We start from the raw sequence: 22,925 nt of genomic DNA, 5'->3' as shown, positions 1-22,925 counted from the left end.
GCAAATCTAGAACACGTTCTCGTTTAGCGCGACCAGGTGCGCGCGACCCGCTGCGCGAGCAGGGCCAGCGAGCCCGCCGCGTCGGCCATGGCCTGCTCCTGCCCCACGAGGTCGACGAGTGAGTACGCCGCGTCCATCCCGAGCGCCCGCATCTCGCGCGACCCGACGAGGACCTGGCCGGCGAGCGCGACGCAGGGCCGGAGGGCGTCGGAGGCGACAGCCGCGACTCCGGCTGGCACCTTCCCGGCCCGGCTGCTGTAGTCGAAGGCACCTTCGCCCGTGATGACCAGGTCCGCCTGCCGTGCGCGATCCGCGAGCCCGACCGCCTGCGCGACCAGCTCGATCCCGGCCGCCCGCTCGGCGCCGAGGAGGAACAGCCCGAAGCCGAGCCCACCGGCCGCACCCGCGCCCTTCTCGAGCGACGTGCGGAAGTCGGTGACGGCGGCGAACCCCTCGAGGACACCGTCCAGGAGCGGCATCCGCTCCTCCGCGATCCCCTTCTGCGCACCGAAGGTCCGGGTCGCTCCGAACAGCCCGGTCAGCGGGCTGTCGACGTCCGTGGCGGCGACCAGGCGGACCCCGGTCGTGCGCCCCCGCGCGGGTTCGAGGTCGACGTGCCGCACCCCGTTGATGCCGAGCACGCCGCGGTCCAGGGGTACGTCGGCCGTGGCACCCAGCGCGCCCAGCATCCCGGCGCCCCCGTCGTTCGTGCCGCTCCCCCCGAGGCCGACGACCACGGTGCGGGCACCCGCGTCGATCGCCGCGGCGACGAGCTCACCGACCCCGGCGGTGGCGGCGTGCTCGGCCCGCTCACCCCCGGTCAGCTGGGCCCCGCACGCCTGCGCGCTCTCGACGTACGCGGTGTCGCCGACGAGCAGGACGGTCGCGGGCACCGTCTCGCCGAACGGGCCGGAGACCGGCTCGACGAGCAGCTCGCCGCCGAGGACCGCGTTGAGGACGTCGACGAACCCCGGGCCGCCGTCCGACATCGGCGCCAGGTCGATCTCGTCGTCGGGCGCCTGCCGCCGCCAGCCCGTGGCGATCGCCTCCGCGGCCTCGACCGCGCTCAGCGTCCCGGTGAACTTGTCCGGCGCCACCAATATCCGCATGCGCGCCATCCTGCCCAAGTCATAGGTTCCTCGGGTGACCGAGGTGCTGATCCGCCCGATGCGCGACGCCGATGTGCCGGCCGCGGAGCAGATCAGCGACGAGGCGTTCTTCGAGCTGGACCGGCGGACCCTCCCCCGCGACTGGCCCGAGCCGGAGCGTCGTACGCCGGCTCTCTCGGCGAGCTGGATCTCCCGCACCCGCGGCTTCCTCGAGCACGATCCCGGCGGCTGCTGGGTAGCGGAGGACGGCTCCGGCGTGGTCGGCTTCGCGACGTCGTTCGTCCGCGAGCAGGTCTGGTGCCTGGCGACGTACGCCGTCCGCCCCGGCCTGCAGGGCCAGGGCGTCGGCGCGCGACTGCTGGAGGCGGCCGACGCGTACGGCGCCCACTGCGCCACCGGGATGCTGTCGGCCTCGGTCGACCCGCGGGCGATCCGGCGGTACTGGCGGGCCGGGTTCGCCTTCCACCCCCAGATGCTGCTGCGCGGGGCGGTGGACCGCGCGCGACTGCCCGTCGTCGACGGCGTCCGCGAGAGCCGGCCCGGCGACGTCCCGATGATGGATGCTCTCGCCCGGCGGCTCCGCGGCGGCGGACACGGTCCCGATCACGCCGCGCTGGCGGAGATGGCCCGGCCGTTGGTGGCCGAGACGGCAACCGGGCACGGGTTCGCCTACACCGACGGCGCCCGGCTCGCCGTGCTCGCGGCGACCGACGACGCGACCGCGCGGGCGCTGCTCTGGGCGTGCCTGGCCGGCGCGGGCAGGGCACGGACTACCTGGTGCCGCACCTGACGGCGGCGAACCAGTGGGCGATCGACGTGGGGCTGACCGCGGGCCTCACGCTCGGCCAGACGGGCTACCTCGGCGTGCGCGGCATGGCGCCGCCGGCGCCGTACATCCACAACGGGGCGCTGCTGTAGCCAGCACCTAGAGAGCGGCTGGCGCCACGGCCTCGATCGCGACGGCGATGCCGTTGAGGTGGGCCATGCCGCCGAGCCGCTCGACGTCGCCGAGCTCGCTCGACGCGAGCCGGTTGCTGTTGGCGCCGCCGGACTTGTTGGCCAGCTCCCAACCTCCGCCCACGTGGCCCCAACCGTGCGGGACGGCGACCGTGCCGGGGCCGACGTCGTCGGTCACCAGCGCGAGGGTCTCGATCTCGCCGAACCGGGAGCGGATCCGGACAATCGCCCCGTCGAGGACACCGGCCGCGTCCGCGTCGGCGGGGTTGATGCGCGCCTGGTGCTTGCGCCCGGCGCCCTTCATCAGGCTCGGGCTGTTGTGCATCCAGGAGTTGTGCGAGCGCTGCTCGCGCAGCCCGATGAGGCGGAGCGGGTAGTCGGGGTCCTCGTCGTGCCGGTCGCCCAGCCGGGCCAGCTCCTCGACGAGAGCCGGCGGGTCGAGGCGCACCCGGTGGCCGCGGTGGCGGACGGCGTGCTTGCGCAGGCCGGTCGCGGCGTACTCGTCGAGCACGACGCCGTGCGGCAGCGCGCGCAGCTTGCGGGCGTTGATGCCGCCACGACGCAGCCCGAACCGGTCGCCGTGCGGGCCGATCCGCAGCAGCAGCTCGAAGAGGAAGCGAGGGTTGGCGCGGACCGGCAGCCGGGTCGTGAGCGGTGCCAGCTTCTGCAGCAGGCCGACGCCGAGCGGCTCGACCCCGATGCGGGTCGCGATCTCGTCGTACACGGCCCATTCCTGCCGGGCCTCGCCACGCGGCGGCACGACGGGCTCGGCGACCTGGAAGAACGGGGTCGGAGCGGCCGACGCGACCGCGATCGGGAAGTCCTCGCGCTCGAGCCAGGTCGTGGCCGGCAGGATGTAGTCGGCGTACCGGTTGGTGTCGTTGACGTAGAGGTCCAGCGACACCATCAGCTCCAGCTGGGGCAGCGCCTCGGCGAGCTTCGGGCCGTTGGGCACCGAGAGCACCGGGTTGCCGGCACTGACGAACAGCGCGCGCAGCTGCCCCTTGCCGGGCGTCGTGATCTCGTCGGCCATCAGCACGGCCGGGTAGCTGCCGAGCACGTCGACGAAGCCACCCAGCCGCGAACGGTCCGTGGCGTACGTCGCCAGGCCGGCCCGCTCGGCCAGCTCCTCGATCGGGATCACCCCGCGGGAGAACAGCGTGCCGCCGGCCCGGTCCAGGTTGCCGGTGACGATCGCGAGGACGTCGATCAGCGCTCCCACCACCGTCGCGTGCCGGCCGAGGCAGGATCCCGTGCGGCCGTACGCCGTCGCGCTGGGAGCGGTCGCGAAGTCCCGCGCGAGGCGTCGTACGACGTCGGCGGGGACACCCGTCCGCGCCTCGGTCTCCTCCGGGGGGTGCTGCGCGGCTGCGCGCCGTACGGCGTCGACGCCGACGGTCTGCTCGCGGATCGCGGCCTCGTCGGCGAGGCCGTCGGCGAAGATCACGTGCAGCATCGAGAGCAGCAGCCAGGCGTCCGAGTCGGGCCGCACCGGGACGTGCTCGTAGGCGCGCGCCGTCTCGGTGCGCCGCGGGTCGACCACGACCACCCGGCCACCGCGCTTGGCGATGCCGTTGAGCTGGTCCTTGATCCGCGGCGCGTTGAGGGCGCTGCCGTGGGACACCAGCGGGTTGGCGCCGAGCATCAGCAGGAAGTCGGTGCGGGGCAGGTCGGGGAACGGCAGCTGGGTGACGCTGCCGTACAGCAGGGCGCTCGCCGCGAACCGGCTGTTGATGTCCTGGCTGCCGGCGCTGTAGGTGTGCTTGGTCCCGAGTGCGCGCATGAACGCCGCGAACCAGGTGGCGTGGGAGTAGGAGAACGCCGGCGGGTTGCCCAGGTAGCCGCCGATCGAGTCGCGCGGGAGGGCGCGGAGCCGTGCCACGATGTCGTCCAGCGCCGACTCCCACGACACGCGCTCGAACTCCCCCTGCTCGTTGCGCTTGAGCGGGTGGAGCACCCGGTCGGGGTCGTTCTGGATGTCGACGAAGGCGATCCCCTTGGGACATGCCTGGCCCCGCGACAAGGGGTGCTCGGAGTCGGGGCGCAGCTGGGTGACCGTGCCGTCCTCGACCGTGGCGACGAGCCCGCACAGCGGCTCACAGATCCTGCAGTAAGTGACCTTGGTCTCGACCGACATGACCCCACCGTAGGATTGGTGCATGACCACCGTCGACCTCCCGCTGCTACCGCTCGGCCGCGGCACCGACCAGCTCTCGGAGCGCGGTGTCGAGTGCCCGGGCGACCTGCCCGCGGCCTCCGACCCCGACCTCGTCGCACGGGCCCGGGCCGCCAAGGAAGCGCTCGGCGACAAGGTCTTCGTGCTCGGGCACCACTACCAGCGCGACGAGGTGATCCAGTTCGCCGACGTGACCGGCGACTCGTTCAAGCTGGCCCGTGACGCCGCCGCGCGCCCGGAGGCCGAGTACATCGTGTTCTGCGGGGTGCACTTCATGGCCGAGTCGGCCGACATCCTGACCGGCCCGCACCAGCAGGTGATCCTCCCCGACCTCGCCGCCGGCTGCTCCATGGCCGACATGGCGCGGATCGCGCAGGTCGAGACCGCCTGGGAGGCGCTGGCCGCCGCCGGCGTCCAGCACCAGGTCGTGCCGGTGACCTACATGAACTCCACCGCCGCCATCAAGGCGTTCTGCGGCCGCAACGGCGGCGTGGTGTGCACCTCGTCCAATGCCGAGGTCGCCCTCGACTGGGCCTTCGAGCAGAAGGGGCCCGACAACCCGGACACCAAGGTCCTCTTCTTCCCCGACCAGCACCTCGGCCGCAACACGGCGGTCCTCAAGCTGGGCCTGAGCCTCGACGACTGCGTCGTCTGGAACCCGCACAAGCCGAACGGCGGGCTGACCGTCGAGGAGCTCCGCGCCGCGAAGATGATCCTCTGGAAGGGCCACTGCTCCGTGCACGGGCGCTTCTCGGCCGACGTCATCGACGACCTGCGGGCGAAGATCTCCGACCTCAACGTGATCGTGCACCCGGAGTGCCAGCACGAGGTCGTGCTCAAGGCCGACTTCGTCGGGTCGACCGAGTACATCATCAAGACCATCGAGGCGGCGCCGGCCGGCTCCAGCTGGGCGATCGGCACCGAGCTCAACCTGGTGCAGCGGCTGGCCAACGCCCACCCGGACAAGAACATCGTCTTCCTCGACCGCAACGTCTGCTACTGCTCGACGATGAACCGGATCGACCTCCCCCACTTCGTGTGGGCGATGGAGTCGCTGGTCGAGGGCGTCGTCGTCAACCGGATCGAGGTCGACCCCCAGACCGAGCGGGAGGCGCTCGTCGCGCTGCAGCGGATGCTCGACCTGCCGGGCAAGAGCCACCGAGACTGACCAGCAACCTGTGCCGAAAACGAGGGCGATGAGCGTGTTCCGCCGTACCAAGTCCGAGTCCGAGACCACGGAGCTCGTCCCGTACAAGCCGGACGGGAAGGGTCGTCCCACGCCCAAGCGCAAGGAGGCCGAGGCCCTCGCCAAGGCCAAGGCGCGCGCGCCGCGCACCCGCAAGGAGCTCGCCGCCCGGCAGCGCCAGGTGCGCACTGAGGACAGCCGCAAGATCCGCGAGGCGATGAAGACCGGGGAGGAGAAGTACCTCTTCCCCCGCGACAAGGGGCCGGTACGACGCTTCATCCGCGACTACGTCGACCGCCGGTTCAGCATCGTGGAGATGCTGATCCCGCTGCTGATCATCACCATGATCCTGCAGTACACCGCGGCTGTCGGCGCCTCGTCGCTGGTGATGATGGCAACCTTCCTGTTCGTCATCGTCGACCTGGTGCTGCTGCGGTTCCGGCTCCGCAAGGAGCTCGCCCGACGGTTCCCCGGCGAGCCCCTCAAGGGCACGACCTACTACGCCGTGATGCGGTCGCTGCAGATGAAGTTCATGCGGATGCCCAAGGCGAAGGTCAAGATCGGCCAGGACCTCCCCGAGGAATACCGCTAGAGCCTCGGGGACTTCGTCAGCGCCGGGTCCGAGGTGACGACCGGCCCGACCACCTCGTCGATGTCACGGAGCGTCGCCTCGTCGAGCTCGACCCCGGCCGCCTTGACGTTCTCGGTGACCTGCTCGGGCCGTGAGGCGCCGATGATCGCGGCGGAGACGTTGTCGTTCTGCAGCACCCAGGCGACCGCCAGCTGAGCCAGGCTGAGCCCGACCCCGTCGGCGATCGGGCGCAGCTGCTGCACCCGCTCCAGGACGTCGTCCTCGAGCCAGCGCGAGATCATGTCGGCGCCGCCCTTGTCGTCGGTCGCGCGGGACCCGGCCGGCGGTGCCTGACCGGGGAGGTACTTGCCGGTCAGCACGCCCTGGGCGATCGGCGACCACACGATCTGCCCGATCCCGAGCTCACGGCAGGCCGGGACGACCTCGGGCTCGATGACCCGCCAGAGCAGGGAGTACTGCGGCTGGTTCGACACCAGCGGCACCCGCAGCTCGCGCGCCAGCTCCGCAGCCGCCCGGATCTCCTCGGCCCGCCACTCCGAGACGCCGATGTAGAGCGCCTTCCCGGAGCGGACGACGTCGGCGAACGCCACCATCGTCTCCTCCAGCGGCGTGCCGTGGTCGTAGCGGTGCGCCTGGTAGAGGTCCACGTAGTCGGTGCCCAGCCGACGCAGCGAGCCGTCGATCGACTCCAGGATGTGCTTGCGGGACAGGCCCTTGTCGTTGTGGGCGCCCGGGCCGGTCGGCCAGAAGACCTTGGTGAAGATCTCCAGGCCCTCGCGGCGCTCCCCCGCGAGCGCCTTGCCGAGGACGCTCTCGGCCGCGGTGTTGGCATAGACGTCGGCGGTGTCGAAGGTCGTGATGCCCTCGTCGAGCGCCTGCCGGACGCACGCGAGCGCGGACTCCTCCTCGACCTGGGAGCCATGGGTGAGCCAGTTGCCGTAGGCGATGGCCGAGATCTTCAGGCCGCTCGCTCCGAGGTTGCGGATCTCCATGTCGCCGACCCTATCCACGCTGCCGAAAGGGCCCTGCGAGGATGAGGGCATGCCGACCGCCGACGTCTCTGTCCGCGTCGCCTGGTCCCAGGACGCCGCCGGCATCGCCTCCGTCCAGCTCCGCGCCTGGCAGCAGCGGTACGACGCGCTTCTGCCGCAGCTGCTGGCCGAGCGCGGCCTCGATCCTGAGACGCATGCCGCCGCGTGGGAGCAGTCCCTCGCCCGCCCCCCGGAGGCGCGCCACCGGGCACTCGTTGCGCTCGAGCGGAACCTCGTGGTCGGGTTCGTCCTGACCGGCCCGGCCACCGACCCTGACGCCGACCCGGTCGTCGACGGCGAGCTGGGCGAGTTCACCGTCGACCCCGGTCACCTCCGGCAGGGGCATGGGTCGCGACTGCTGCAGGCAGCGGTCGACACCTTGCTGGCCGACGGCTTCACCCGGGTCGCGTGCTGGATCGACAGCACCGACGACGACGCCCGCGCGTTCCTGTCGGGCGCCGGCTGGGCGCCCGACGGAGCCAGCCGCGAGCTCGCCGACGAGACCGGCGCCGGCACTGTCAAGCAGGTGCGGCTCCACACCGCGATCGCCTGATCGTCGTCGGTGGTAACCGATACTCAGCGAGGATCTTAATATCGGTTACCGCAGTAACTGATACTGTGGTGGGCAGAGGTTTCAGTTACCAAAGGAGGCGCCATGGCCGACTCCGCGTGGCCGGCAGCGGCCGTCGAACAGCGCCCATGGCGCACCAATCCCGACCAACGCGGCCTCGACGGCTCCCGTCCCCACCAACGCGAGCGGATCCTCTCCGCCATCTCCGTCGAGATCCCCGCCCGAATCGCCAACCATCGCGTCGACGTCGCCCCCGAAACCACGGCAGCGTGCGAAGCAGCAGCTCAACGCATCAGCGCCCTCGAATCCCGAGCTGAGCACCTCCGCGGACTGGGAGAGCTTCTCGTACGCACTGAAGCCGTCGCTTCGTCCAAGATCGAGCACATCTACGCCGACATGGACGACATTGCCCGGGCCAGCCTCGGCGAGGAGGCCAGCGACAAAGCGCGCCGGACCGTCGCCGCCGGTCAGGCCCTCACCACCCTCACCGACTCCTGCAATGAAGCAGCGCCCCTCACCGAGCAGGCGATCCTCGACGCCCACCACGCGCTCCTCCGCGACGACCGCCTCGAGGGCGCTTGGGCCGGGCGCTATCGCCAGCAGCAGAGCTGGATCGGCGGGAGCGACTTCAGCCCCATCAGCGCCGTCCACGTCCCGCCCCCGCCCGAAGACGTCGGCCCACTCATGGCCGACCTGATCAGCTTCGCCAACCGCAACGACCTCAGCGCGATCTCCCAGGCCGCCATCGTCCATGCCCAGTTCGAGGCCATCCATCCGTTCACTGACGGCAACGGCCGCGTCGGCCGCGGCCTCATCGGCGCCGCTCTACGCCGCCGACAGATCACCATCTCCGTCACGGTGCCGGTCGCCGCAGCGATGCTCTCCGACGTGGACGAGTACTTCGACCGGCTTCGCGACTACCGCCAGGGCGATTCCGACTCGATCACCGAGTACGTCGCTCAGAGCGCGCTCGCCGCTGCTGACGCCTCCGTCGAGTCCGCCGACCGCCTCGCCGACCTCCCCGCCCGCTGGCACGACCTCGTCCGTGCGCGCCGAGGGTCGTCCCCGCGAACGCTCGTTGACGGCCTGCTCCGTGCCCCGATCCTCGACATCGCCCGAGCCGAGGACATCACCGGGTCCTCCCGTGCGCGGACCTATGACGCCATCGACCGGCTCGAGGAAGCCCGGGTCCTTCACGAGATCACCGGCGGAGGCAGGAACCGGATCTGGGTCGCGGCCGACGTGATGACCGAGCTGCGTGACCTGGAAGACCGCATCGGGGTCCGCGCTGCCCCGTCGGCTCGGTGGCGCCGGGCCGAGCAATGAAGGAGTCTGCTCGCCCGCGGGCGGCCTCGTGACGTGCAAGGAGTGCGCCGGACGAAGGTCCGACGCACTCCCTGGCAGGTGGTGCAGGTCAGTTCACGTTGACGGCGCTCCACGCGGTGGCGACGGCGGCCCGCTGGGTGCTGGTCGCACCGAACAGGTCGGTCGCCGCGTTCAGGGTCGCGGCCCGCGCCTGCGCGTAGGTGGTGCCCGACGTCATGTAGACCGTGAGCGCCCGGAACCAGATCTTCTCGGCCGCGGCGCGGCCGATGCCGAGGACCGTCGACCCGTTGCAGGTCGGCGAGTTGTGGGCCTTGCCGCCGATGTCCTTCGGACCCGAGCCCTCGGCGAGCAGGTAGAAGAAGTGGTTGCCGACACCCGAGGAGTAGTGCACGTCGACGTTCTTGGTGGTCGTGCTCCAGCAGGAGTGCGAGCTGCCGTCGAGGGACGGGTTGTCCATCCGCCGGAAGCCGTCGTGCTGCGCCAGGTCGAACTCCTCGCCGATGTAGTAGTCAGCGGGGTCCTCGCCGTTGGAGGCGTGGAACTCGACCATCGTGCCGAAGATGTCGGACGTGGCCTCGTTGATGCCGCCGGACTCACCCGAGTACGTCAGGCCGGCGGTGTTCTCGGTGACACCATGGGACATCTCGTGCCCGGCCACGTCGAGCGAGACCAGCGGGCCGAAGGAGACGCCGTCGCCGTCGCCGTACGTCATCTTGGTGCCGTCCCAGAACGCGTTGACGTACTTGTTGCCGTAGTGGACCCGGTTGAAGGAACCGGTGCCGTTGCCGAAGATGCCGTTGCGACCGTGGATCTGCTGGAAGTAGTCCCAGGTGACGTTGGTGCCGTACTGCGCGTCGACCCCTGCCGACTCGCGGCTGCTGGTCGAGCCGTTGCCGAACGAGGTGTCGGTGCTGGTGATGAGGGTGCCGTTGGAGCAGCCGACGCCGAACAGCGTGCAGAACAGGCTGTCGGTCCGGTTGTTCATGTCGGTCGTGTAGGTGTTGCCGCGGGTCGGGTCCTTGAGCTGGTACGACCACCCGGACGGCGTCACCTCGAGGTCGACGGTGCCGCTGTAGAGCGACTGGCCCTCCCCGTCCGTCGTCTGGATCCGCTCCTCGCGCCGGATGATGTCGCCGGTGCGGGCGTCGACGTAGCTGAGCAGCCGGCTCGGGGTGCCGTCCGCGTAGCGGCCACCGGTGGTGAACTCCCACGCGAGTCGCGGCGCACCACCGATGGCGTCGACCACGAGCCGCGGCGAGCCCTCGACCCGGACCTTGCGGATCTCCCGGGTCACCCGGTCCTTGGCGGTGACGGCGCGCTCGGCCCGGATGTGCCCGACCGTCGGGCGCACCGAGACCCGGACAGGAGCGGAGAGCGTCTGGCTGACGCCCTCCCACGCCGCACCGGGACCCTGGTGGACGACGAGGTCGCCGCCGACGACCGGGAGCCCGCGGAAGGTGCGCTGCACGCGCACGTGGGTGCTGCCGTCGGCGTCGCGGAGCGTAGCGGTGGCGGAGAAGGCCTGACCACGGGTCGCGCGGGCGACCAGGGGGTGGTCGCGGAGCGCAGCGATCGCCTTCTCGGCGACCCGGTCGCCGTCGGGCTTGGCGGCCGGCGTGGGTGCACTGGACGCACCGGACGGGAGTCCGAGGGTGAGCGTGGCAAGCGCGGCGGCTGCGGCGGTGACCGCTGCCAGGTGGGACCGGGTTCGGCGCCCTGGATTCTGCACGGTTCTGCTCCTTGCGTGGGGGTTCCGGCGTCGACAGTTACGCCGGGCGTGCAGAGAGTCGCACCGCCGGAGCGGTGCGGCCAGCAATCCGTCCCTGCAGGTTCCTGCAGCGCAGGAACCTGCAAACCAGGGCAGATGACCTACAGGTCCAGGAAGTGCTCGAGACCGACCGTCAGACCCGGGTTGTCGGCGATCTGGCGAACGCCCGTGAGGACCCCCGGCGTGAAGGAGACCCGGTCGAGCGAGTCGTGCCGGATGGTGAGCGTCTCGCCGACCCCGCCGAGCAGCACCTCCTGGTGCGCGACCAGCCCGCGGATCCGCAGACCGTGGACATGGATGCCGTCGACCACGGCCCCGCGCGCGCCGTCGAGGCCGGTGGAGGTCGCGTCGGGCACGGGTCCGCGGCCGGCGTCGCGCCGTGCTGCAGCGACCAGCTCCGCCGTACGGCGCGCGGTGCCGCTGGGTGCGTCCGCCTTGTTGGGGTGGTGCAGCTCCACGATCTCGACCGACTCGTAGAACGGGGCGGCCAGCGCGGCGAAGCGCATCATCAGGATCGCGCCGATCGAGAAGTTCGGCGCGATCAGGACGCCCGTCTGCGGGCTCTTCCCGAGCCAGTCGCCGAGGATGTCGAGCCGGTTGCGGTCGAAGCCGGTGGTGCCGACGACCGCGTGGATGCCGTGATCGATGCAGAACTCGAGGCTGTCCATCACGACGTCGGGATGGGTGAAGTCGACGACGACCTGCGCGCCGGCCTCGACCAGCGTGTCGATCGAGTCGCCCTGGTCGACCTCGGCGACCAGCGCCAGATCGTCCGCTGCGTCGACGGCGGTGCACACCTCGGACCCGACCTTGCCCCGGGCACCCAGCACGCCGACCCGGATCTGACTGCTCTCCACGCCCTCCAAACTAGTGCCTCCCTGTCTCGGACCCCTGTCGGTCCCGCGCTTCGGCCGTAGGTTCTGGCAGGCTGACCCCTATGGCGGTGCAGACGATCCCGGCCCGGCTCCGCTGGGCGGTGGACTTCATCGACGTGCAGCCCCAGGACCACGTCCTCGAGATCGGGTGCGGCTCGGGGCAGGCGGCGGACCTGATCTGCCGACGGCTCGAGGGCCGCGGCCGGATGTTCGCCATCGACCGCTCCGAGGCCGGCGTCGACCGCACCAAGAAGCGGTGCGCCGCGCACATCGAGGCCGGGAAGCTGACCGTGCGTCAGATCGACCTGGCGACCCTGCGGGTGCCGGTGAAGCGCCTGACCAAGGTCTTCGCGTTCGACGTCAACCTGTTCTGGGTGCGCGACTGCAAGGAAGAGGTCGCGCTGCTCCACGAGCGGGTGCTGCCGGGTGGCTCCGTCAACCTGTTCTTCGACACGAGCCGGCCCGAGCAGGTGCCGGAGATCATCACCAAGTCCGCCGAGGCGCTGACGGAGGGCGGCTTCCGCGTCTACATCGCGACGTCGGACAAGCCGCCCGTCGTCGGCATCATCGGGCGCCGGTGAGTCGAAGGCCCACCTGAGCCCTACGGCCCGACGACGGCCAGGAGCTCAGGCCTGCCGAAGACGTGGGTCGCGACCTCCTGGACCTCCTCGAGGGTGACGGCGTTGATCCGGTCCATCACCTCGTCGATGCCGAGCACCTCGGCGTAGACGAGCTCGGCCTTGCCGAGCCGCATCATCCGGGACGCGCTGTCCTCGAGCCCGAGCACCAGGCCGCCGACCAGCTGGCCCTTGCCCCGCTCGAGCTCGTCCGCGGTGATGCCGTGGGCGACGATGCGCGACAGCTCGACCCGGACCACCTCGAGCACCTCGTCGAGCCGGTCCGGCAGACAGCCGACGGCGACGCCCACCAGCCCGGAGTCGGCGTACTGGGTGGCGAAGGAGTAGACGGAGTAGGCCAGGCCACGGTGCTCCCGCACCTCCTGGAACAGCCGGCTGGACGTCCCGCCGCCGAGCGCGGTGTTGAGGACGCCGAGCGCGAACCGGCGGTCGTCGTCGCGCGTCAGGCCCTCGGCGCCCAGCACCACGTTGACCTGCTCGAACGGCCGGGAGATCCGGCCCTCACGGCCGTGGATCCGGGGACGTCGGCCACCGGCCCGCGGGCCGATCGGCTCGGCGGCGCCGTCGAGGAAGCCGTGGCGGTGGAAGGAGCGGCGGATCGCTTTGACGACCTCACCGTGGTCGACCGCGCCGGCCACGGACACGACCATGTTCTCGGGGCGGTAGTGCTTGCGGTAGAAGCGCTGGATCTGGGCCCGGGTCATCGCCTCGATCGAGCCGGTGGTCCCGGCGATCGGGCGGCCGAGCGGCCCGCTCCCCCACGCCAGGTCAGCGAGCAGGTTCTGTACGACGTCGTCGGGGTCGTCCTCGTGCATCGCGATCTCGTCGAGGATCACGTCGCGCTCGGCGTCGACGTCGTGCGTGTCGAGCACCGACCCGGTCACCATGTCGCCGAGCACGTCGACCGCCAGCGGCAGGTCCTCGCCGAGGACCCGCGCGTGGAAGCAGGTGTACTCCTTGGCGGTGAACGCGTTGAACTCGCCACCGACGGCGTCGAGCGCGATCGAGATGTCGAGTGCCGAGCGCTCGTCGGTGCCCTTGAAGAGCAGGTGCTCGAGGAAGTGGGACGCACCGTGCGTCGTCGTGGTCTCGTCACGGGAGCCGACGCCGATCCAGACGCCGATGGACGCCGACCGGGCGCCGGCCATCTGCTCGGTGACGATCCGGAGGCCCGAGGGCAGGACGGTACGGCGTACCCGCGAGGTCACCTGGCCGGCGGCGTCACGGACCGTCTCGAGCGTGGTGGTCGACGCGCGGCCGGCCGTGCGCGGGAGTGCCGACGGCCGGCCAGCGGTGCGCTGGCCGGCCGTCGGGACGGACTTGATCACTTAAGTGTCACTCCGCGTCCTCGGCGGCGTCCTCGGCGGGAGCCGCCTCCTCGACCACCGGGACGAGCGACAGCTTGCCGCGGTCGTCGATCTCGGCGATCTGGACCTGGATCTTCTGGCCCACGGAGACGACGTCCTCCACGTTCTCGACCCGCTTGCCGCCGGCGAGGTCACGCAGCTTGCTGATGTGCAGCAGGCCGTCCTTGCCGGGCATCAGCGAGACGAACGCGCCGAAGTTGGTCGTCTTGACGACCGTGCCGAGGTAGCGCTCGCCGACCTCGGGCATGGTCGGGTTGGCGATCGCGTTGACCGCCTGCTTGGCCGCCTCGGCGGCCTCACCGTTGGTCGCACCGATGTAGACGGTGCCGTCGTCCTCGATGGACAGCGTCGCGCCGGTGTCGTCCTGGATCTGGTTGATCACCTTGCCCTTGGGCCCGATGACCTCGCCGATCTTGTCGACGGGCACCCGGATCGTGATGATCCGCGGAGCGTGGACCGACATCTCCTCGGGCTCGTCGATGGCCTCGGCCATGACGTCGAGGATCGCGAGCCGCGCGTCCTTGGCCTGGTTCAGCGCCGAAGCGAGGACCTCGGCCGGGATGCCGTCGAGCTTGGTGTCGAGCTGCAGCGCGGTGACGAACTCGCGGGTGCCGGCGACCTTGAAGTCCATGTCGCCGAACGCGTCCTCGGCGCCGAGGATGTCGGTGAGCGCGACGTACTTCGTCTCGCCGTCGACCTCACCGGAGATCAGGCCCATCGCGATGCCCGCGACAGCGGCCCGCAGCGGGACGCCGGCCTGGAGCAGCGACATGGTCGACGCGCAGACCGAGCCCATCGAGGTCGAGCCGTTGGAGCCCATGGCCTCCGACAGCTGACGGATGGCGTAGGGGAACTCCTCACGCGTGGGCAGCACCGGAAGCAGCGCGCGACGCGCGAGCGCGCCGTGGCCGACTTCGCGGCGCTTCGGGGAGCCGACCCGGCCGGTCTCACCCGTGGAGAACGGCGGGAAGACGTACTTGTGCATGTAGCGGCGCGACTTCTCCGGGGAGAGGGTGTCGAGCTGCTGCTCCAGCTTGAGCATGTTGAGCGTGGTGACACCCAGGATCTGGGTCTCGCCGCGCTCGAACAGCGCCGAGCCGTGGACCCGCGGCAGCAGGCCGACCTCGGCGTGCAGCGGCCGGATGTCGGCGAGGCCGCGGCCGTCGATGCGGACCTTGTCGCGCAGGACCTGCTCGCGGATCGCGGACTTGTTCAGCGCACGGAACGCGGCGCCGATCTCCTTCTCGCGACCCTCGAAGTCGGCAGCGAGCTGCTCCAGGACCTCGGCCTTGATCCGGTCGAGCTCGTCCTCGCGCTCCTGCTTGGTCAGGGTGCGCTCGCGCCCACCGCTGACGCTGAAGAGCTCGCGGACGTGCTGGCCGACAGCGGCCTCGACCGCTGCGTAGGCGTCGTCCTCGAAGTCGAGGAAGATCGGGAACTCCTGGACCGGCTTGGCGGCCGCCTTGGCGAGCTCCATCTGGGCCTCGACCAGCTGCTTGATGAACGGCTTGCTGGCGTCGAGACCGCCGGCGACGACCTCCTCGGTCGGCGCCTGGACGCCGTCCTGGATCAGCGTCCACGCGGTCTCGGTGGCCTCGGCCTCGACCATCATGATCGCGACGTCGCCGGTGTCGGTGACCCGACCCGCGACGACCATGTCGAACACGGCGTCTTCGAGCTGGGTGTGGCTCGGGAAGGCGACCCACTGGCCCTCGATGAGCGCGACCCGCACGGCACCAACCGGGCCGGAGAACGGCAGGCCGGAGAGCTGGGTGGACATCGAGGCGGCGTTGATCGCGAGCACGTCGTACGGCGCGTCGGGGTTGAGGGCCAGGACGGTGATGACGACCTGGACCTCGTTGCGCAGACCCTTCTTGAAGGTCGGGCGCAGCGGCCGGTCGATGAGGCGGCAGGTGAGGATCGCGTCCTCGCCCGGCCGGCCCTCGGACCGGAAGAACGAGCCGGGGATCTGGCCCGCGGCGTACATCCGCTCCTCGACGTCGATCGTCAGGGGGAAGAAGTCGAAGTGGTCCTTGGGGTGCTTGCCGGCGGTGGTCGCCGACAGCAGCATGGTGTCCTCGTCGAGGTAGGCGGTCACCGAACCGGCGGCCTGACGGGCGAGCAGCCCGTTCTCGAACTTGACGGTGCGGGTGCCGAACTTGCCGTTGTCAATAACGGTCTCGACGGCGGAGATGACGGGTTCAGTCAACGTTTGACTCTCTCGTTCGCGGTGCGATCCGCGACGCCCGCGTCGTGTGATCCGATCTTCGATCGAGGCATGCAGGCTCTCAGCCCGGTGACCGGGCGTACGAGATCCTGAGTGCCACTACCGAGGATCGGGATCGTGGGTTGACGCGGATCGCTCCTGTGGATGGTTCTCTTCAGTTGTGCTGGCAGAACCACACGGTCCTGCCGCAATGTAGCGAAGGGACCCACCGAGGTGGTGGATCCCTTCACTTCAGGCTTATCGACGGAGGCCGAGGCGCTCCACGATCGAGCGGTAGCGCTCGATCTCGGTCTTCTTCAGGTAGTTGAGCAGCCGACGGCGCTGGCCCACGAGGAGCAGCAGCCCACGGCGGCTGTGGTGGTCGTGCTTGTGCTGCTTGAGGTGCTCGGTCAGGTGGCTGATCCGGTGGCTGAGCAGCGCGATCTGCACCTCCGGCGAACCGGTGTCGCCCTCGGTCGTCGCGTACTCGGCGATGATCTTCTTCTTGGTCTCCACGTCGGTACCAATAGCCATGCTTGATCGGGGTCCTTCCGGTTCGTTGCGCGGCGCGCCCGGGCAGGTCCACCGGGGCACTCTTGTTCCGCGGCCGTTCGACGGCAACCGGTCAAGGCTAACAGCGGTGGGAAACATCACCCAATCGCCGGATCGGGCCCGGAACCCGCTCCCAGACCGGCGCAGAGCAGGTCCAGGAACCGGTCGTGGTCGGCTCTCAACGCTACCCTCACCGGCGGCCCGGCAGCGCCGCCGGAGAAGGAGAAGCGGGTGGCGCCGTACGTCGTCCGGTCGGCCCGTTCGACCGTGACGGTGGCCTCCCGGACCTCGACGACGCCGGGATCGAGCAGGCAGGCGACGGCCAACGGGTCGTGCAGCGGCGTGGCGCCCAGGCCCGCCATGGCGGGGTCGCGGCGGTACCACTCGATCCGGTCGTCCACGAAGTCGGCGGCGGCCACGCCGGCGGCCGTGCCGAGGGAGCGCAGCCGCGCGGCATCGTCGGCCGTGAGCGGCGCCGAGAACGTCGCATCCATCGTGACGAGGAGGACGTCGCGGAAGCCGGCACCCAGTACGTCGTGCGCGGCCTCGGGGTCGCACCAGACGTTGCGCTCGGCGTACGTCGTGACGCCGCGCTCCCGATGCGCGCCGCCGAGCACGACCAGGCCGGCCACGGCCTCGACCAGCCGCCGATCCGCGGCAAGGGCCGCCGCCAGGTTGGTCAACGGCCCGGTCGGCACGACCGTCACCTCCGTGGTCGTGCCCCGCAGGGTCTCGACCAGCCACTCGACCGCGGGGCCGCCGGCGACCGTCGTCGCCACCGGGAGCGGGAGCGTCGCCGGCAGGTCGGAGCGACCGCTGGGGAGCTCCTCCAGCCGGGGGCGCACCGGGCCGTTGCTGCCGGGATGGACGCCGATCCCGCCGCGCCCGACCAGGTCCAGCACCCGGAGCGAGTTGTCGGTGGTGTGGGCGACGTCGTGGTTGCCCCACACCGTCGTCACGCCGAGCAGGTCGAGGTCGGGGTGCAGCGCGGCCAGCATGATCGCGACCGCGTCGTCGGTGCCGGTGTCGCAGTCGAGGATCACGGGGGTCACACGGGAAGGCTAGGTCTGCCACTATCGGGACGTGGAGCAGAAGATCGGCGTGTGCAACCTGTGCGAGGCCATCTGCGGCCTGGTGCTGACCATCGACGGCGACCGGGTCACGGGCGCACGCGGCAATCCCGACGACCCCCTCTCGCGGGGCCACATCTGCCCCAAGGGCGTGGCCATCGGCGACGTCCACTCCGACCCCGACCGGCTGACCCGACCGGTCCGACGTGACCGCGCCACCGGTGCGTGGACCGAGATCGGCTGGGACGAGGCGCTCGACCTGGTCGCCGACGGGTTCGCAGGGGTCATGAACGAGCACGGGCGGCACGCGCTCGGGATCTACCTCGGCAACCCCAACGTGCACAGCCTCGGCTCGATGACGCACGGCACCGCGCTGGTGAAGGCGCTCAAGACGCCCAACACGTTCAGCGCCACCTCGGTCGACCAGCTCCCCCACCAGCTGCTCGGGCACCTGATGTTCGGCCACCAGCTGCTGCTGCCGGTGCCCGACATCGACCGCACGTCGTACTTCCTGGTGTTCGGCGGCAACCCGATGGCCTCCAACGGGTCGCTGATGACCGTGCCCGACTTCCCCGGCCGGCTGCGCGAGCTGAAGGCGCGGGGCGGGCGCATGGTCGTGTTCGACCCACGCCGCACCGAGACCGCGAAGGTCGCCGACGAGCACCACTTCCTGCGGCCGGGCTCGGACCCGTGGGTGCTGCTCGCGATGGTGCGCCAGCTCTTCGTCGACGGGGTCGCCGCGGCACCGTCGTACGCCGTCGGCCTCGACGTGGTCGAGCAGGCGGTCGCGCCGTTCACGCCGGCGATCGCCGAGCAGCACAGCGGCGTGCCGGCCGAGGACATCGTGCGTATCGCCCGGAACCTCGCGGCGGCGGACGGTGCGGTCGCCTACGGGCGGATCGGCGTCTCGACCCACGAGTTCGGGTCGGTGTGCCAGTGGGCGATCAACCTGCTGAACGTGCTGTCCGGCAACCTGGACCGGACGGGCGGAGCGATGTTCACGTCCCCCGCCATCGACGTCGTCGGCACCGGCCTGGTCGGGCGGGGCGGCCACGGCCGGCGGCAGTCGCGGGTGCGCGGGCTGCCCGAGAGCGGCGGCGAGCTCCCCGTGGCCGCGCTCCGCGAGGAGATCGAGACACCCGGCGACGGCCAGATCCGCGCGATGCTGACCCTCTCCGGCAACCCGGTGCTCTCCACGCCCGACGGAGCGCGACTGGACCGGGCCCTCGAGGGTCTGGAGTTCATGGCTGCCGTCGACATCTACATCAACGAGACGACCCGGCACGCCGACGTGATCCTCCCGCCGACGACGGCGCTCGAACGCGACCACTACGACCTGGTCTTCCACGTCCTGGCGGTGCGCAACACCGCCCGCTTCACGCCCGCGGTGTTCCCCAAGGACCGGGACGCCCGGCACGACTGGCAGATCTACCGGGACCTCGCGCTGCGGGTGACCGACCGGCTCCGGCCGAAGCGCTCACTCCTCGACCGGCTCAAGCTCCGCGCGCGGATGTCGGTCAGTCCCACTCGGATGATCCAGGTGCTCCTCGCCCGTGGCGACTCCGGGACCACGATCACCCGGCTCCGCAAGCACCCGGAGGGCGTCGACCTCGGTGCGCTGCGGCCCGACCAGCTGCCCGACCGGCTCCGCACGCGCGACAAGACCCTCGACCTGGCGCCGACGCTGGTGCTCGACGACCTGGCCCGGCTCGAGACCGTGGCCGCTCCGGCTGAGGGCGAGCTGCTCCTCATCGGCCGGCGGCACAAGCAGGACTGCAACTCGTGGATGCACAACACCGAGCGGCTCACCAAGGGCCGACCGCGCCACCAGCTGCTCATGCACCCCGACGACCTCGCGGCCCGCGGCCTGACGGACGGTGCGACGGTCAAGGTGACGTCGCGGGTCGGCACGGTGGAGGTCGACGTCCGGGCGACCGACGACGTGATGCCCGGCGTGGTGTCGCTCCCCCATGGCTACGGCCACGGGCGCGCCGGCGTACGACTCGGGGTGGCGGACCAGGTGCCCGGTGTCTCGATCAACGACCTCACCGATCCCGAACGGCTCGACGTCTCGGGCAACGCCGCACTGTCCGGCGTACCGGTCACGGTCGCGTAGCGTCGCCGTCCTTCATCGAGCGGTAGGCGACCCGGGCGCTGACCGCCCGCTCGAGCTCGCGGATCACGCTGGAGAAGAACTGGCGGCGGTAGGCGTCGTCGGTCACGGCGTAGACGGTGAAGTACAGCCCGCTGAACGCCGCGAGGAAGACCGACACCCGGACCAGCTCCTGGCTCAGCCGCGACCCGATCCAGTCACCGGCCGGGCCGGTCAACGGGTGCACCACGCCGTCGTTGGTCCACGAGCCGACCACCTCCGGATCCATCGCCACCACCCCGAAAACGATGAAGAACGCGAAGACCGCCAGCGCGAGCAGCAGCACCTGCACCGTCTGCGAGACCAGCAGCACCAGGACCAGGTTGGCCTTCTGGAGGCCCGTCACCTCGGCATCGACGGACCCGACCCGGTCCACCCGCGCCGCGATCGCTCCGGCCGCGGCCTCGAGCGGCGTGCCGCGGCAGGCGTCGAGGAGCTGCCGGCTGTCGACCTCGTCGTCGACGCTGTCGAGCTCCTCGGGCAGCCGGGTGAGCAGGAAGCCGACGGCCACCGCCGCGAACAGCAGCACCGTCACCCAGAGCACGCCGCCGTCGAGCGCCGCCGACACCTGCCACACCTCGGCGTTGATGAAGAGGAAGGTGATGAACAGGAGCAACAGCGGCAGCGCCCGGGTCACCAGGGGCACCAGCAGCCCGAGCGAGCGGAGCGTGCGCCGTACGGCCCAGCCGACGATCAGCCAGGCGCGCAGCGTCACCACGGCGTACGACGCCAGCACCACCCCTGCAGCACTGAGGGCGGCGCCGATCCCCGCGGCTGCGCTCAGCGGGACCGCGACCACGACGCCCACCACGGCGCCGACGAGGGCAGCGACCAGGACGACGGCGGCGACGCGCGGGCGACGCAGCCCCGCGGCCACCTTGGCCCGGTAGGAGTCGACGAAGTACGGCAGCCCGTGCGCGACGAACCAGTGCTCGGCAGGGTCGAGGGTCTCGCGCTCGGGCATCGGTCAGGCCCCGAGGATCTCGCGGGTCCGCTCGACGTCGTCGGCGATCGCCACCAGGAGGGCGTCGACACCGTCGAAGCGCACCATCCCCCGGATCCGGTCGACGAACACGACCTCGACCTCGACGCCGTACAGGTCGAGGTCGGTGCGGTCGAGCACGTAGGCCTCGACCCGCCGGTCCCGCAGCCCGTCGAACGTCGGGTTGGTGCCGACGCTGATCGCGGCGGGGTGCCGGACTCCCCCGTCGGCGTCGTCGAGGCGGCGCAGCCAGCCGGCGTAGACACCGTCGGCCGGCGCGGCGGCACCGGGCACGACCGGGACATTGGCTGTCGGAAAACCGAGGTCGCGACCGCGCTTGTCCCCCTCAGCCACCGCCCCGCGGGTGACGAACGGACGGCCGAGGGCCTCAGCGGCGCCGGCGACGTCGCCGGCGGCCAGGCAGGTCCGGACGTACGTCGACGACCACACCTGTGGTCCCCCGTCGAGCTCGACGGCCTCGAGCACGAAGTCCTGCTCGGCGCCGGCCTCGCGCAACGTCTGCCGGTCGCCGGCGGCGCGGTTGCCGAACCGGAAGTTCGCGCCGACCACGACCGCATTCGCGTGCAGGGCGCCGACCAGGATCCGATCGATGAACTCCTGGGGCGACCAGGCGGCGATCTCCCGCGAGAACGGGATCACCAGCACGCAGTCGACGCCGGCCTCCCCGAGCAGGCGCAGCCGCTCGTCGATCGTGGTGAGCGTCGGTGGCGCATGCTCGGGCCGGAGTACCGCGATCGGGTGCGGGTCGAAGGTGACCGCGACGACGGTGTCGACGCCCACCTCCTGCGCCACCTCGCGGGCCCGGCGCACGACGTGCTGGTGCCCCAGGTGCATCCCGTCGAAGTTGCCGACGGTGACCACCGTGCGCCCGAGTTCCTCAGGCACGTCCGCGAAGGCTCGCCACACTCGCACGACGGTCACCCTACTGATAGCGCTAGCCGACGAAGACCGCGGCCGGACGTGCCCGTCCGCCCTCGGGGCGGTAGAGCGCGAGGAACTCGCCGTCAGGGGCGAAGACGGCGGTCAGGTCGTCGAGGACGAGCGGCAGCGCTCGCCCGTAGCGGACCGCCTGGGCCTGCTCCGCATCCAGGTCGTACGACGGGAACGCCGCGCGGGCCGCGTCCGCCAGCGAGGTCACGGCCAGGTGGTCGAGGTCGGTGTTGGCGTCCTCCAGCGTGAACGGACCGACGGAGTGGCGTCGCAGTGACGTGAGGTGACCGCCGACGCCGAGCGCCGCACCGAGGTCGCGGGCGATCGCGCGGATGTAGGTGCCGCTGGAGCAGCGCACCCGCACCTCCAGGTCGAGGTAGTCCCCCTCACGCCGGAAGGCGCCGGCCTCGATGGCGTGGATGGTGACCGACCGCGGCTCGAGCTCGACCTCCTCGCCGGCCCGGGCGAGCGCGTAGGCACGTTTCCCGCCGACCTTGATCGCCGAGACGGTGGACGGCACCTGCTGGATGTCGCCCTCGAACGCGGCGAGGGCGCCTCGGACGTCCTCCTCGGTCACGTGCGCGGCCGACGTGGTCGCGGTGACCTCGCCCTCGGCGTCGTCAGTCGTCGTCGCGGCCCCCAGCCGGACGACGGCGGAGTACGTCTTCTCGGTGAGCATGAGGTGGCCGAGGAGCCGGGTGGCGCGCTCGGCTCCGAGGACCAGCACGCCGGTCGCCATCGGATCCAGCGTTCCGGCATGGCCCACCTTGCGCGTGCCGAGCGTGCGTCGTACTCGCGCCACGACGTCGTGCGACGTCATGCCGGCCGGCTTGTCGACGACGACAAGGCCGGAGGGTGCGCCCATCAGGCGTCGTCCTCGTCCTCTGCCTCGGAGATCTCGCGCGGCTTCTTGTACGGGTCGGGGTCACCGGCCGGCCGGGCGCCCTCGCGCGCGGCCGCGACGGCCGCGTCGGCCTCTCGGGCCTTCGCCAGCACCTCGTCGAGGTGACGCGCACCCTCGGGGAGCTCGTCAAGCTGGAACGCCAGCGTCGGAACCAGTCGCATCCCGAGCTGCTTCCCGACCTCCGAGCGCAGCACGCCCTTGGCGGACTCGAGCGCGACAGCCGTGGCGGCCTGCTCGTCCTCGTCGCCGAGGACCGTGTAGTAGATCGTGGCGTGCTGGCTGTCACCGGACAGTCGGACGTCGGTCACGGTGATGAACCCGAGCCGGGGGTCCTTGATCCGTCGCTCGAGCATCTCGGCGACGATCACCTGGATCCGGTCGGCGATCTTGCGCACGCGGGGGCTGGCCATTCTCAGTTTCCTCCTGCGCCGAGTCGGCGCATCTCTGCACGGCCTGACTGTCGAGTCGGCGCTTCTCTGCAACGTACCCGTGCAGAGATGCGCCGACTCGGC

The 22,925-nt window shown here is 71.2% G+C and carries 21 protein-coding genes; 8 read left to right on the top strand and 13 right to left on the bottom strand.

The features are described from left to right. Positions 1-23 precede the first annotated feature (23 nt). Entirely contained in the window at positions 24-1,109 is a 1,086-nt protein-coding gene (locus D0Z08_RS12100) for a glycerate kinase family protein (RefSeq protein ID WP_118925490.1), read from the bottom strand. A 34-nt stretch (positions 1,110-1,143) separates the two neighbouring features. Here D0Z08_RS12100 and D0Z08_RS12095 point away from each other — a divergent pair, with 34 nt between their 5' ends. Both D0Z08_RS12095 and D0Z08_RS32100 read left to right on the top strand, forming a co-directional pair. Continuing rightward, entirely contained in the window at positions 1,144-1,899 is a 756-nt protein-coding gene (locus tag D0Z08_RS12095) for a GNAT family N-acetyltransferase (RefSeq protein WP_118925489.1), read from the top strand. Then, positions 1,887-2,027: a hypothetical protein gene (locus D0Z08_RS32100; protein WP_182481277.1), complete on the top strand. Its 141-nt coding sequence runs from the start codon at positions 1,887-1,889 to the stop codon at positions 2,025-2,027. The genes D0Z08_RS12095 and D0Z08_RS32100 overlap by 13 nt, the downstream gene beginning before the upstream one ends. A 7-nt stretch (positions 2,028-2,034) precedes the next feature. Here the strand turns inward: D0Z08_RS32100 and D0Z08_RS12090 are convergent, their stop codons facing one another. After that, a complete protein-coding gene (locus D0Z08_RS12090) occupies positions 2,035-4,203 on the bottom strand; it encodes a molybdopterin-containing oxidoreductase family protein (RefSeq protein ID WP_118925562.1) in 2,169 nt (722 codons plus the stop codon). A gap of 22 nt (positions 4,204-4,225) precedes the next feature. Here D0Z08_RS12090 and nadA point away from each other — a divergent pair, with 22 nt between their 5' ends. After that, positions 4,226-5,410 (top strand): quinolinate synthase NadA, encoded by a 1,185-nt coding sequence (gene nadA, locus D0Z08_RS12085; protein WP_118925488.1) that lies wholly within the window; start codon positions 4,226-4,228, stop codon positions 5,408-5,410. 28 nt (positions 5,411-5,438) lie between these two features. Then, positions 5,439-6,020 carry a DUF3043 domain-containing protein gene (locus D0Z08_RS12080; RefSeq protein WP_245993900.1) on the top strand — a complete coding sequence of 194 codons (582 nt, stop codon included), beginning with the start codon at positions 5,439-5,441 and terminating at the stop codon, positions 6,018-6,020. Here D0Z08_RS12080 and D0Z08_RS12075 read toward each other — a convergent pair. Beyond that, positions 6,017-7,012, bottom strand: coding sequence for an aldo/keto reductase family protein (locus tag D0Z08_RS12075; RefSeq protein WP_118925487.1), 996 nt, complete (start codon positions 7,010-7,012; stop codon positions 6,017-6,019). The genes D0Z08_RS12080 and D0Z08_RS12075 overlap by 4 nt on opposite strands. 49 nt (positions 7,013-7,061) lie before the next feature. Here D0Z08_RS12075 and D0Z08_RS12070 point away from each other — a divergent pair, with 49 nt between their 5' ends. Both D0Z08_RS12070 and D0Z08_RS12065 read left to right on the top strand, forming a co-directional pair. After that, on the top strand, positions 7,062-7,604 hold the full coding sequence (locus tag D0Z08_RS12070) for a GNAT family N-acetyltransferase (protein WP_118925486.1): 543 nt from the start codon (positions 7,062-7,064) through the stop codon (positions 7,602-7,604). Between the two features lie 102 nt (positions 7,605-7,706). Continuing rightward, the gene (locus D0Z08_RS12065) at positions 7,707-8,948 is read left to right on the top strand and encodes a Fic family protein (protein ID WP_118925485.1); all 1,242 of its coding nucleotides are present in this window, start codon (positions 7,707-7,709) and stop codon (positions 8,946-8,948) included. Positions 8,949-9,036: 88 nt separating this feature from the next. Here D0Z08_RS12065 and D0Z08_RS12060 read toward each other — a convergent pair whose 3' ends face one another. Beyond that, on the bottom strand, positions 9,037-10,677 hold the full coding sequence (locus D0Z08_RS12060; protein WP_118925484.1) for a M4 family metallopeptidase: 1,641 nt from the start codon (positions 10,675-10,677) through the stop codon (positions 9,037-9,039). Between the two features lie 140 nt (positions 10,678-10,817). After that, positions 10,818-11,573 (bottom strand): 4-hydroxy-tetrahydrodipicolinate reductase, encoded by a 756-nt coding sequence (gene dapB / locus D0Z08_RS12055; protein WP_245993899.1) that lies wholly within the window; start codon positions 11,571-11,573, stop codon positions 10,818-10,820. 80 nt (positions 11,574-11,653) lie between these two features. Here dapB and D0Z08_RS12050 point away from each other — a divergent pair, with 80 nt between their 5' ends. Then, complete coding sequence (locus D0Z08_RS12050) at positions 11,654-12,172, top strand: class I SAM-dependent methyltransferase (RefSeq protein ID WP_118925483.1); 519 nt, start codon at positions 11,654-11,656, stop codon at positions 12,170-12,172. 20 nt (positions 12,173-12,192) lie between these two features. Here the strand turns inward: D0Z08_RS12050 and D0Z08_RS12045 are convergent, their stop codons facing one another. The 4 genes from D0Z08_RS12045 to D0Z08_RS12030 all read right to left on the bottom strand — a co-directional run bounded on the left by D0Z08_RS12045 (position 12,193) and on the right by D0Z08_RS12030 (position 17,406). Next, positions 12,193-13,557, bottom strand: a complete 1,365-nt coding sequence (locus tag D0Z08_RS12045; protein WP_245993898.1) for a M16 family metallopeptidase — start codon at positions 13,555-13,557, stop codon at positions 12,193-12,195. 7 nt (positions 13,558-13,564) lie between these two features. Beyond that, positions 13,565-15,805 (bottom strand): polyribonucleotide nucleotidyltransferase, encoded by a 2,241-nt coding sequence (locus D0Z08_RS12040; RefSeq protein ID WP_118925482.1) that lies wholly within the window; start codon positions 15,803-15,805, stop codon positions 13,565-13,567. A 255-nt stretch (positions 15,806-16,060) separates the two neighbouring features. After that, complete coding sequence (rpsO, locus tag D0Z08_RS12035) at positions 16,061-16,336, bottom strand: 30S ribosomal protein S15 (protein WP_118925481.1); 276 nt, start codon at positions 16,334-16,336, stop codon at positions 16,061-16,063. A gap of 116 nt (positions 16,337-16,452) precedes the next feature. After that, on the bottom strand, positions 16,453-17,406 hold the full coding sequence (locus D0Z08_RS12030) for a nucleoside hydrolase (RefSeq protein WP_118925480.1): 954 nt from the start codon (positions 17,404-17,406) through the stop codon (positions 16,453-16,455). A 31-nt stretch (positions 17,407-17,437) separates the two neighbouring features. Here D0Z08_RS12030 and D0Z08_RS12025 point away from each other — a divergent pair, with 31 nt between their 5' ends. After that, on the top strand, positions 17,438-19,540 hold the full coding sequence (locus D0Z08_RS12025) for a molybdopterin-dependent oxidoreductase (RefSeq protein WP_118925479.1): 2,103 nt from the start codon (positions 17,438-17,440) through the stop codon (positions 19,538-19,540). On the opposite strand, the gene D0Z08_RS12020 is transcribed toward D0Z08_RS12025, so the two are convergent. Genes D0Z08_RS12020 through rbfA form a run of 4 tightly spaced genes read right to left on the bottom strand, consistent with a single transcriptional unit; the run spans position 19,527 to position 22,823 of the window. Then, positions 19,527-20,540 (bottom strand): hypothetical protein, encoded by a 1,014-nt coding sequence (locus D0Z08_RS12020; RefSeq protein WP_118925478.1) that lies wholly within the window; start codon positions 20,538-20,540, stop codon positions 19,527-19,529. The two genes, D0Z08_RS12025 and D0Z08_RS12020, sit on opposite strands and share 14 nt — an antisense overlap. Before the next feature lie 3 nt (positions 20,541-20,543). Then, positions 20,544-21,485 carry a bifunctional riboflavin kinase/FAD synthetase gene (locus tag D0Z08_RS12015; RefSeq protein WP_425454056.1) on the bottom strand — a complete coding sequence of 314 codons (942 nt, stop codon included), beginning with the start codon at positions 21,483-21,485 and terminating at the stop codon, positions 20,544-20,546. Positions 21,486-21,513: 28 nt separating this feature from the next. Continuing rightward, positions 21,514-22,377: a tRNA pseudouridine(55) synthase TruB gene (gene truB / locus D0Z08_RS12010; protein ID WP_425454055.1), complete on the bottom strand. Its 864-nt coding sequence runs from the start codon at positions 22,375-22,377 to the stop codon at positions 21,514-21,516. Then, the gene (gene rbfA, locus D0Z08_RS12005) at positions 22,374-22,823 is read right to left on the bottom strand and encodes a 30S ribosome-binding factor RbfA (protein WP_118925476.1); all 450 of its coding nucleotides are present in this window, start codon (positions 22,821-22,823) and stop codon (positions 22,374-22,376) included. Before rbfA ends, truB begins: the two co-directional genes overlap by 4 nt. Positions 22,824-22,925: the final 102 nt, after the last annotated feature.

Source organism: Nocardioides immobilis, from assembly GCF_003515065.1.
GTDB lineage: Bacteria > Actinomycetota > Actinomycetes > Propionibacteriales > Nocardioidaceae > Nocardioides > Nocardioides immobilis.
Note: the sequence above shows the minus strand (reverse complement) of the source record. Positions and strands in the feature narration are given on the sequence as shown.

Bases quoted from the DNA above. Each gene is read 5' to 3' on its own strand.
- D0Z08_RS12100 (WP_118925490.1), bottom strand. From the start codon at position 1,109: ATGCGGATATTGGTGGCGCCGGACAAGTTCACCGGGACGCTGAGCGCG.
- D0Z08_RS12090 (WP_118925562.1), bottom strand. From the start codon at position 4,203: ATGTCGGTCGAGACCAAGGTCACTTACTGCAGGATCTGTGAGCCGCTG.
- nadA (WP_118925488.1), top strand. From the start codon at position 4,226: ATGACCACCGTCGACCTCCCGCTGCTACCGCTCGGCCGCGGCACCGAC.
- D0Z08_RS12080 (WP_245993900.1), top strand. From the start codon at position 5,439: ATGAGCGTGTTCCGCCGTACCAAGTCCGAGTCCGAGACCACGGAGCTC.
- D0Z08_RS12075 (WP_118925487.1), bottom strand. From the start codon at position 7,012: ATGGAGATCCGCAACCTCGGAGCGAGCGGCCTGAAGATCTCGGCCATC.
- D0Z08_RS12070 (WP_118925486.1), top strand. From the start codon at position 7,062: ATGCCGACCGCCGACGTCTCTGTCCGCGTCGCCTGGTCCCAGGACGCC.
- D0Z08_RS12065 (WP_118925485.1), top strand. From the start codon at position 7,707: ATGGCCGACTCCGCGTGGCCGGCAGCGGCCGTCGAACAGCGCCCATGG.
- D0Z08_RS12050 (WP_118925483.1), top strand. From the start codon at position 11,654: ATGGCGGTGCAGACGATCCCGGCCCGGCTCCGCTGGGCGGTGGACTTC.
- rpsO (WP_118925481.1), bottom strand. From the start codon at position 16,336: ATGGCTATTGGTACCGACGTGGAGACCAAGAAGAAGATCATCGCCGAG.
- D0Z08_RS12020 (WP_118925478.1), bottom strand. From the start codon at position 20,540: ATGCCCGAGCGCGAGACCCTCGACCCTGCCGAGCACTGGTTCGTCGCG.
- rbfA (WP_118925476.1), bottom strand. From the start codon at position 22,823: ATGGCCAGCCCCCGCGTGCGCAAGATCGCCGACCGGATCCAGGTGATC.